This is a genomic window from Moorena sp. SIO4E2, from assembly GCF_010671945.1.
Classification (GTDB): domain Bacteria; phylum Cyanobacteriota; class Cyanobacteriia; order Cyanobacteriales; family Coleofasciculaceae; genus Moorena; species Moorena producens.
The window spans coordinates 1-10676 of the sequence record NZ_JAAHIE010000244.1 but is presented as its reverse complement, the minus strand read 5'-3'; the positions used below and the strand labels follow the sequence as shown (position 1 = coordinate 10676).

At 43.4% G+C, this 10676-nt stretch carries 9 protein-coding genes and 1 pseudogene; 7 read left to right on the top strand and 3 right to left on the bottom strand.

Annotation, left to right across the window (positions count from 1 at the left end; genetic code table 11):
• Positions 1-580, bottom strand: a 580-nt coding sequence (locus tag F6K37_RS22305) for a WD40 repeat domain-containing protein (RefSeq protein WP_502887767.1), incomplete at its 3' end; no start/stop codon positions are given.
• Positions 581-584: 4 nt separating this feature from the next.
• Positions 585-2183 (bottom strand): gamma-glutamyltransferase, encoded by a 1599-nt coding sequence (gene ggt / locus F6K37_RS22300; RefSeq protein ID WP_287252203.1) that lies wholly within the window; start codon positions 2181-2183, stop codon positions 585-587.
• A 171-nt stretch (positions 2184-2354) separates the two neighbouring features.
• Here ggt and F6K37_RS22295 point away from each other — a divergent pair, with 171 nt between their 5' ends.
• Together F6K37_RS22295 and F6K37_RS22290 are read left to right on the top strand one after the other, a co-directional pair.
• Positions 2355-4136: a hypothetical protein gene (locus F6K37_RS22295; protein ID WP_287252201.1), complete on the top strand. Its 1782-nt coding sequence runs from the start codon at positions 2355-2357 to the stop codon at positions 4134-4136.
• 66 nt (positions 4137-4202) lie between these two features.
• A complete protein-coding gene (locus F6K37_RS22290; RefSeq protein WP_287252200.1) occupies positions 4203-5768 on the top strand; it encodes a DUF1822 family protein in 1566 nt (521 codons plus the stop codon).
• Between the two features lie 410 nt (positions 5769-6178).
• On the opposite strand, the gene F6K37_RS22285 is transcribed toward F6K37_RS22290, so the two are convergent.
• Positions 6179-6310 carry a hypothetical protein gene (locus F6K37_RS22285; RefSeq protein ID WP_287252198.1) on the bottom strand — a complete coding sequence of 44 codons (132 nt, stop codon included), beginning with the start codon at positions 6308-6310 and terminating at the stop codon, positions 6179-6181.
• Between the two features lie 16 nt (positions 6311-6326).
• Between F6K37_RS22285 and F6K37_RS22280 the strand changes: the two genes are divergently transcribed.
• The 5 genes and pseudogenes from F6K37_RS22280 to F6K37_RS22260 form a co-directional block, all read left to right on the top strand.
• The gene (locus tag F6K37_RS22280; RefSeq protein ID WP_287252196.1) at positions 6327-8630 is read left to right on the top strand and encodes a CHASE2 domain-containing protein; all 2304 of its coding nucleotides are present in this window, start codon (positions 6327-6329) and stop codon (positions 8628-8630) included.
• Positions 8631-8961: 331 nt separating this feature from the next.
• A complete protein-coding gene (locus tag F6K37_RS22275) occupies positions 8962-9090 on the top strand; it encodes a hypothetical protein (RefSeq protein ID WP_267872042.1) in 129 nt (42 codons plus the stop codon).
• 157 nt (positions 9091-9247) lie between these two features.
• On the top strand, positions 9248-9400 hold the full coding sequence (locus tag F6K37_RS22270; protein WP_287252194.1) for a hypothetical protein: 153 nt from the start codon (positions 9248-9250) through the stop codon (positions 9398-9400).
• 158 nt (positions 9401-9558) lie between these two features.
• Complete coding sequence (locus tag F6K37_RS22265; protein WP_287252192.1) at positions 9559-10488, top strand: DUF928 domain-containing protein; 930 nt, start codon at positions 9559-9561, stop codon at positions 10486-10488.
• Positions 10470-10676, top strand: a pseudogene (locus F6K37_RS22260) (hypothetical protein); the annotation flags it as partial. The gene F6K37_RS22265 and the pseudogene F6K37_RS22260, both read left to right, overlap by 19 nt.

Below are 10676 nucleotides of genomic sequence, written 5' to 3'. Positions count from 1 at the left end.
TGACTATACCCGTATGTCCTTTCAAGGTACGAGGTGGTGCTCCAGTTTCTAGGTTCCAGATATTTATTTGTCTTTCTGTTGCGGCAGCGAGACGTTTACCATCAGCACTGATTACCACAGAACTTGGCGTTCTCGTAAACCCTTTGACCGTCCTCTGTAGCCTACCATCCCTTAGATTCCAGAACTTGATGGTTTTGTCTTTACTGCTACTAATTAGGGTTTGGCTATCTGGACTAATAGCGAGAGAATTGACATCTGAGCGATGACCTGAAATAAGTTGAGTCAGCTGAGCCTCTTGCCAAGACTGGGCTAGCAATGGTTGTTGAGCATTTGAGCGTCCTATGGTTACCGGATAGACTATCCCTGTAGCCATAGTTAAGATAACTGTAGTGCTAGATATATATGACTTACGAAGTTTAGTTGGTTTTGCCCCCCTAACCCCCCAGCGAGCAATCCCTCGCTGGGGGGGACTACTCTCAAAGTCCCCCAAGTTTGGGGGATTTAGGGGGCAATGGGTAAGTCCTGATATAGCCAACAGCGCTATTAATATTTTTCTAAACATCTGTTGGATTGTGATCACCCCTTCACCCTGCTAACGCTAATCCATCACCACGGGGTTCAGATGCCGCTACCAAAACCCCTGACTGACGCAAGATTACTTGACCTTTACCAAAATTTATGCTATCGGCCTTAACCTGAATGTCATGACCCATCTCAGCTAGCTCCAGAGCAATATGACGGGGTACACTCTGTTCCAACAGGACTTGTGACCCATCCACAAATCGCCATCTGGGAGCATCTAGAGCAGCTTGAGGATTCATCCCGTAATCTGCCAGATTAACCACTACCTGTACATGTCCCTGAGGCTGCATGGGGCCTCCCATAACTCCAAAGGGTCCTAGAGGTTGACCATTTTGAGTCAGAAAACCCGGGATAATGGTATGATATGACCGCTTACCTGGTGCGACTTGATTAGGATGACCGGATTCTAGGGTAAACCCATTGGCTCGGTTTTGCAAGGCAATCCCAGTGCCAGGAATAACAATCCCACTCCCAAAGCCTTGAAAGTTAGATTGGATAAAGGATACCATTAATTCCCCATCTGCTGCTGCTAGATAAACTGTGCCACCTTTGGGTAAACCGGGTTTTGCTAAGGCGATCGCGTTTTCCCCAATTAACTTCCGGCGTTCTGTTGCATACCCATGGTCTAATAGGGTTTCGATTGGGACTTCCATAAACCGGTGGTCAGTGATATGGCGGTGAACATCAGCAAAGGCTAGCTTCATGGCTTCGATTTGTAGATGGTAGCTTTGGGCTGATTCACGGGGATAGTGGCTTAAGTCAAAACCTTCGATTATATTCAATGCCATTAAGGCCGCTATCCCTTGGGTGTTGGGGGGAATCTCCCATACGGTCAGGTCACGATAGTTAGTTGAAATGGGGTTTACCCACTCAGCTTGGTGACTAGCTAGGTCAGCTTTGGTCAGCACGCCACCAGTATTAGCGGCAAAGTTTGCGATCGCATCAGCCATTTCCCCTTGATAAAAGCTCTCACCACCACTGTTTGCGATCGCTTTCAAGGTCTTAGCATGATCCTTACTCCCCCATACCTCTCCAGCTACTGGTGCGCGCTGGTTAGGGAAAAATACTTGTTTAAATGGTTCAAATTCTGCTCCGGTCAGGGGGAGGTACAGAGCTTCCGCTTGTTTCCAAGCTCTTGCTGTGACTGGAGAGACTGGAAATCCCGCTTCGGCGTATCGAATCGCTGGGGCAAACAATTGCTCAAAGGGTAGCTTTCCCCACCGTTGCCACAAACTACGCCATGCTGATACCGCTCCTGGCACTGTTACCGATAACCAGCCGATAGCAGGAATTTGACTCATACCAGCAAAATGCTCAAGGGTCAGGTGTTGAGGGCTTTTGCCAGAACCATTGATGCCATGGAGTTTACCATCCCATACTAAGGCGAAGGCATCCGAACCAATACCATTGGAAGTAGGTTCAACCACTGTCAATGCGATCGCTGTGGCTATAGCAGCATCTACAGCATTGCCTCCAGCCCAAAACATTTCCATACCAGCTAGGGTGGCTAGGGATTGGCTGGTGGCTACGGCAAATCGATTACCCATGACTACCCCTCGTCTTGATGGGTAGGGATAATGGGTTAAGTTACCCTTGAGCATAATTTTCTCTGGTGAACTATTATCTAGTTATTTTAGAGAGAAGCTGCATAACCCCTAAGTTTGAGTACCAAGTAACTAATGAGGTTTCCTTCTACTTAGTTGTTTGACCTATGAATCGGTTCAAGTTAGGAGTTAGGCGAAAGCGCTACTACAAGTTAGGGGAAAGAATCAATGCCTACTAACAACTCAGATAACAACTCAGGTATCAAACCGTTTTCGACATCTATTTATTTAAAAGACCGCCAAGGTAATAGGGGGATCGAGCCGGTTTTTGAGTCTAATTCTAGATTAGAGGATTTCATGGCACATCTAGTCGAGTCTGAGCCAGATAGGAGCGAAGCCGAGTGGGCTGCTTGCTTCTTATATCAGTTGAGACAAGCATCTGGTATTTACCGGATTTTATCCATGACTAATCCTCCGATAGTGGTGATTAGAGCTGATCTGTTATTGTTAACGTTATCTGATCAGCTCTTATTCAATTATCTACAGTTTGTTTGTTGGTCTGCAGCTCAAGCGATCGCCCATCAGTTGAGTAAATCTCATAATCTTGCGTTACATTACCCTGTAGAAGAATGTTTCATCATTGCTAGTGCAGCAGCCAGCAAGCCCGCTAAACTCCTCAGAGGATTTAACTTTTATCCTAAGTCTTCTATTTATGCCTATGCTTTTAATGCCCTCAAGCGAATTATTAGAAATCAAGTCGCCAAGGAACTCAGGTTAAAATCTATCAAGTTTTCTGATTATGGCTTGTTGCGATATTTGGATAAAACAGAACTTGAGCAAGCACTTAACGACTATGGCATCACTAATCAATATTTTAACTATTATCGTCTGGCTTGGCAATCGTTTAAAGACTACTTTAATGAGATGTATCCTCCCAGCAGCAAGGGAAATCATCGCCATCATTCCCCAATTAAATTCCTAACCCAGCAACAGCTTAACCAAATTGCTCTTCGTTACAACCAGCAGTTAAATCGGTTAAATAAACTGGTGAGCTCTGAGTTCCAAAGTGATGAGTTTCATAGGAATAATCTTAGAAGAAGTGATTCAGATTGGTTAAGACAAGTACTACGTTACTCAGCAATCAGCACTCAGCATATGCCCTACGCGCACGCTACGCGAACAGCACTCAGCAATCAGCACTCAGCACTCAGCACTCAGCCCTCAAGACTCAGCACTGAACACATTGAAGAAATGCTAGCCATTTGCATCCAAGCGGTGCGGATGTCTCAACAAAGGAATTCAGTATCCTTAGATGAGTATGGGGAAATTACTGATATAGGATCTAATCCTTTAGAGGTGGTAATCCAAGAGGAAGAAAAGGATGAGTTGACTCAAGTCAGGAGTATTATCTTAAAAGAATTTACGGCTTTAGATCAGCTAGCTCAGAAATCCCTAAGACTTTGGCTTGGTCTAGGCATCAATCAACAAGATTTTATCGAGCTTTTCGGGTTTAAAAAGCAATATCAAGTGGCTCGCCAGTTTCAACGTTATTTTAAACGGATTTTGAAGGCAGTCGTCACCTTTTATTTTCGGGATGCTATGAGCAAAAATATTACCTCTAAAGACATCAATCAGCACCTTAATAAAACCACTAAAACTAACTATATTAATAACTATCTCAAATCTTACTTAAGTGCTGATAGTAAAGAATTATTTGCTCAAATTATTTATAAAATTTATGATGAAATTGTCGATAAAATAATCACGACAAAGCTTAGTAATCTAGAAAAAAAACAACTAATTAGCAGCAACCAGATTTTAAGGGAATTAATTCAACCAAAATTTGAGGTAATGATTGAGGAAAGGTTTGCTATAAAACTGATTAATTTCAGATCAGCTAAGCCAGCGATCGCTAAATTTATTGAGCGGTGGCTCCAGCAAAATCAGGCACTAATAGAGCAATCCCAATCACAAAACAGTCAAAAGCCATGTAGGCACAGTGAAACCTGAAACGTGAAACGTTAACCCAAATATACCAAATACCAATTAACGATTAACCAAAAAGGAGATGAGTCAATGAAATTACGTTTAGAGGATGTAGCTTGCCTACACCCAGACCAAATGTTGATAGAATTCTCCCCAGAAGAACGAGAAAAAGCATGGCAACAAACCCAAGCTCAAGGTTATTCTAACCAAGCTGCTCGTTGGCGAGCCTATCTGAATTGTCTCTGTCTGAATACGTTTTTAAGCTATCTGGACACAGAAGCAAATTTAACAGAACCAAATTTAACAGGAACAAATTTACTAGAAACAGCACTAGACAAAGCACTAAACAAACCACTAGATACACCACTAAACAAACCACTAAACAAACCACTAAACAAAGCATTAGTATGGCCAGAGTTGGGGGATTTACCAAGTTTCTGGGACGTAGTGAATGGTACAGCTGTTGAGCTAAACCAGACGCGACTGGTATTAATTCCTAGTGAAGAAATCAAATTTACAGCGTTGCGAGTACCGCGAGAGTGGGTTGATATTCCTGAGTGGGCTAGTCATTATTATGTGGCGATGCAACTGAATTTAGAAGAATGCTGGTTACAGGTGTGGGGATACACCACTTATCAACAGTTACGTGATCATGGTAACTATGACATCATCGATGAAACCTATGCTGTGGATGCAGTAGATTTAATTGAAGATTTGAATGTGATGTGGGTAACGGAGGAACTTACTCCAAGTCCCAAACTGACAGTAAAGCCAATGGCAAGATTATCCTGTGATGAAGCAACAACGTTAATCAAGCAATTGAGCCAGGAAACTCCTTACTCTCCGAGGCTAGATATTCCTTTTGCTAAGTGGCAGGCACTGGTATCAAATTCTAAATGGCGCAAAGAATTATATAAACAACGTTCCCTAGTTTACTCTCGTAAGCCATCTATAAACTTACTCTCATGGCTGGATAATTTCCTGGAGGCTGGTTGGCAAACTGTTGAGGAAGTTCGAGCACGTAATTGTCAACCTACTCTAAGAGTAGCTTACCGGTCTCAACAGACTCGTTTGAAGGATAGTTTGAATGGTAATTCTTCAGCATCTTCCCCCTTTTACGAAAATATCCCTGAAGCTGTGACCGCAATTATTAAACTATTAAAGACCAATAACAGTAAACAAACTAACTTACCGGCTATAGAATTATTGGGTGAAATTGCTCATGGTAGCTTAGACGCGATCGCATTACTGGCTGACATGATCAATACTACTGAAGATCATGACTTACGCCGCCAAGCCGCTGTCAGTTTAGGAAAACTTGACCCAAATCATCCCCAAGCTGGGATTAGGCGAGTTAAGATAATTGATTTAGAAATGCAACTGAATGGGAGCAAAGTAGCATTTATGGTTACTCTCATACCTGAAGCAGATGGGGGAATTAATGTTCACTTACGGGTGTATCCTACTAATGAGAAATATCTAAAAAATAATCTCCAATTGCTAGTACTTGATCAGCAGGGAGAAATTTTCTTGTCGGCTCAGTCGAGAAGTGCTGATAATTGGATCCAATTAGAGTTTCATGGCGAAAGGGGGGATAGGTTTATGGTAAAATTGGTACTGGTAGATGCCAGCTTTTCCAAAGAGTTTGTCTTGTAACTTATCTTGGGTTGTTCGCGTAGCGTGGCCTTTTGGCCAAGGTTGTGAGGTTGTTCGCGTAGCGTGGCCTTTTGGCCAAGGTTGTGAGGTTGTGAGATTGTGAGGTTGTGAGGTTGTTCGCCTTTGGCGTTCGGTGTAGGGTAGGTTGTCTGTCAGAATGCAGAATGTAGAATGTAGAATGCAGAATGTAGAATGTAGAATGCAGAATGCAGAATGCAGAATGCAGAATGCAGAATGCAGAATGCAGAATGCAGAATTCCCAATTCTAAATTATAAATTCTACATTCTTAATTCAAAAATGTTGTTCGCCTTTGGCGTTCCCGTAGGGTAGGGTGATTAATTTGTCACCTATGTTCGGTTGAATGTTTTTATATAGCGTTTCTCATACTTATCAGGTAGAGTCAATTTTATTACCCCGACTCCCGACTCCCTCGGTGCGCTTGACCCGTAATTAAATTCGCCACGGGTCGCACCGCTCCCGACTCCCTAAAACCCAGGACTTTCTCTCCCAACCAATTTAAAAAATATATTAATAAATTCAATAATACCGGATGAAAAATGACGAATTTAGTTACTTTAAAAATAGTTGATGGTGACTTTGAACAGGGGTTTCGGGTCATCCTCAAAATTGGGATTGATGCCAAGGAAAATAATTTAATGGCTAGAGAAATTGACGGTTGGTTACCACCAGCACCTCACATTAACCAATTGTGTGACAGTTGGCTCTTAAGCTATCGTGCTCAAGGGAGAATCAAAGTGCATCGGAAACTGACAGCTCCCTCAGAACAGATAACCAACTATTCAATTATCCACTCAGCTCAGGATTTACAAGAGGCGATCAATAATTGGCTAAATTCAACCGATAGAAAGTTTCAACGCTTCCGGGATCAAGTGTTAAAATCTTTATCGACCAATGACCAGATTCGGTTTATTATTCAAACTAATAATCTCAAACTTTGGCAACTGCCTTGGCATCTCTGGGATGTCTTGTCCGATTGTGATATTGAGGTTAATTTCAGTGCTTCAGAATTTCCCCCACCCTCACCACCAAGCAAAAAATATATAAATAAAGTCAGAATATTGGCAATTCTAGGAGATGACACCGGGATTGATATCCAGAAGGATTTGGCATTACTCCAGGAGGAATTACCCGATGCAGAAATTTCCCCCTTAATCAGTCCCCCAAAAAAAAAATTAAGCCAGGAATTATGGGAAAAAAAGTGGGAGATATTGTTTTTTGCTGGTCATAGTTTTACCCAGAATAAAAAGAATTTACAAGGACGGTTTTTCATCAATCAGGATGAAAGCATCACCATTGAGGAGTTAAAGTATGGTCTAACCAATGCGATTAAGAATGGGTTGAAGTTGGCTATCTTTAATTCCTGTGATGGGTTAGGATTAGCAGCAGAATTGGTTAGTTTACCAATCTCGACAACCCTGGTAATGCGGGAAAAGGTGCCAGATGAGGTAGCTCAGAAGTTTTTGAGGTATTTTCTCAACGCATTTGCCACAAAGGGAAAATCCTTATCGGATTCAGTGTGGGAAACCCGGAAAAGATTGCAGGAGGAGGTAGAAGATAACTATCCCTGTGCCAGTTGGTTACCAGTGATATTTCAGAATCCTGCTCTGAAACCGCCAACTTGGAAAGACTTGACTAAGGGATTCTATACCAAGAATAAACCCAAACTCTCAACGGTTTTACTGGTAAGTTTTATTGCCACTATTGCAGTGATCACAATACGATCGCTAGGGCTGTTACAAGGATCAGAATTACGTGCTTTCGACCATCTCATGGGTCTGCGACCACCTGAAAAGCGGGATGAGCGGGTTTTAGTAATTGCGGTGGAAGAACCAGATATTAAGTATCAGGACAAGATGGGTTGGTCGAGGAAAGGGTCATTATCCGATACGGCTCTGGCACAACTGTTGCGGAAACTCAACCCTGATCAACCGCGAGTGATTGGCTTAGATATTTATCATGACTTTGAGTTTGAACCCAGCTTAGCTACTCAATTGAAGCAAAATCCCCGTTTCATTGCGGTGTGCAAAATGCCAAGTATTGATCAGACTGCTATCGCTTCACCACCCGGTATGGCATCACAACAGATCGGCTTTAGTGATTTGCCTCGTGACCCAGATGATATTATCCGCCGCCAATTTCTAGCGATGACCCCTTCGGATACTTGTGATACCAGTTACTCTCTGAGTTTACAAGTCGCTCTGAATTACCTAGCCCAAGAGGGAATCCCGCCGATGACGAGAAATTCAGCAGGGGATGTAGAAATCGGTGGTGTGATGTTTCGGAAATTCCCACACAATGCTGGTGGGTATCAGTTAGAGCCAGATCATGCCATGGGATATCAGATGCTCCTTAATTACCGTGCTAAGAATCCCAAAAAAGTTAATCTCCAAGACTTACTCAAGGGTAAACTCGATTCCCAACTGCCCACTTTGGTCAAGGATAAGATTGTCTTGATTGGGGTGGGTAAAGATTCAAAGGATGTACACCTGACTCCCTATACTAAAGGGCCATGGCCTGACAAAATACCTGGGGTTATGGTTCACGCTCAGATGACTAGTCAGATTATTAGTGCTGTTTTGAATCAACGACCCTTGCTCTGGTGGTTGCCACAGTGGGGGGAACTGCTTTGGATTGGTAGTTGGTCTTTGGTGGGAGGCCTATTAGTTTGGCGTTTACATTCCCCATCCTACTTGGGAGTTGCTGTTTTTGCTGGTATCAGCCTCTTATCTGGAGTCTGTTATGTTCTCTTACTCCAAGGGGGATGGATACCCTTTATACCATCAGCCTTGGGGTTAGTGGCAACCAGTGGTTCCATCGTAGTTTATAGCATTTTCAAATGAATTGTAAACAAGAATGACAGTTTTTTATATTCCCAAAAATCCCTAGATACTTGATTAGCTATTGCCTGTTGCCTCTTGCCTCTTGCCTTTACTAATCACGATTATGTTTACATCTCAAATGGAAAGGCTAGATTTATCATCCAAGTCTTTTAGATAATTTTGATAAAAAGGTTATTTGTTTAAAGATTTAGTGAATTTTAATTCAACTAGAGAAATGAGTCGGGATTGATATGTAATACTGTTTTTGGTAGATAAATCAGTCATCAAGGTTAACTGCGTCATTGTTCTCATAGCTACCAACCTGAAGGCGTAAACGAAAAGTAACCATTCAGTGGTCAGCGGTCAGTGGTCAGCCGTCAGCCGTGGGCTTTTGGCCCACGCTGGGCGAACAGTAGCGTGGCACAGGCTAGAAGCCTGTGACGTAGCCCATAAGCTGATCACTGATGATACCTGTACCTGAAAGCTGATCGCTGAATGCTGATAGCTGAATGCTTACAACGAAAAGACACCCAGGTTGAGATCTAGCATTTCTAAATAGATCGCGTTGCATCAGTCTTTGAATGAATAGGAGTAGAGTGGGCATCCTGCCCGCCCGAAAATATATTGAAACTGGCAAGATGCCAGTTCCACGCAAGATGCCCATTCCACAGGTGCGACCCGTGGCGAATTTAATTCGCCAAGGTCAAGCGCACCTAAGCAAGATGCCTATTCCACAGGTGCGACCCAAGGGCGATTTACTCGCCCATTGGAAAGCGCGCACCTACTCTTAAAATCATTCCATTATTAAGCAACGCCAAATAGATTGGCAAATGCTCTATATCCGATCGGTGTGATAAGAAATGTAAACGTTTGCATAAAATCCCTGAGTAAGGACTGATAAAGATTATGGAATGCTTTAAAAAAATTAACGTTTGTCAAACCTCTCAGTATGTATAAACTCAAGCTAGCGTTGTACAAACCTTCTTTGATCTTGGCCCTTGCCTGGGTACTACTTAATTTCACCATTTACCCTCTACGAGCGCGTTCGCAGTCTGTTGCCCTAAACAGCAACTCTGTCACAAATAGTTTCTCCCGATCCGATACTCCATCAGGTCAACCAGATGTAGACTTTGGGGGTGATAGCAGAACTGATCAGATCACAACAGCTGGAGGACGTTTATATTTCCTCCCACCAGACTACACTACACCAAATGCTACACAAAATCAAGACTTTGATGATGTGGGCAGACCACCGAAACGAACATCAGGAGGATCACGTGGTCTGTGTTCGGATCAGCTGATTGCTATAGTCCCTGGTAGTAGCGAGATTGTCGAGGCAACGGGCAACTGTAGTAATGATTCCAACTCTTCCTTAGCACTGACCTTAGCTGAGTCTCCTACCTTTTGGTTTTATGTTCCTGAACAGTCTACTCGTGAACTAACGGTAGAGTTTGTACTGCTCAATCAGAACCAACAGGCTGTACTAGTAAAATCGATGACCTTATCTGGAACTCCTGGTATTGTCCGTGTTCGATTGAACCAACCCCTACAAACTGACCAGCTATATCGATGGCAGTTCTCTGTTTTAGTTAATCCCCAAAACCCGTCTGGGAATCCCACGGTGGAAGGATTAGTCAAACGAATCACAGCAGACTCTACCCTCAGTAGTAAGCTAAACGCTGCTACTTCGCCACGGGACCGTATTGCTATTTATGCGAGCCACGGTATTTGGCATGATGCGATGACAGCCTTAGCTCAACTACGGTCCCAGAAACCAGAGGATTCTAGGTTAGAACGGGATTGGGAGGATTTCCTAGGTTCCGTGGGTTTGCGTGCGATCGCAGTCAAACCCCTAGTTGATTGTTGTATAGCAAAGTGAGTCGGGAGTCGGGAGTCGGGAGTCGGGAGTCGGGAGTCGGGAGTCGGGAGTCGGGAGTCGGGAGTCGGGAGTCGGGAGTCGGGAGTCAGGAGTCGGGAGTCGGGATCAACAATTATCACAATTCCTACACCGATCCCTATATAGCACTACGCATTAAAGTTAGGACAAGCCTCCCCATCTCCCCATCT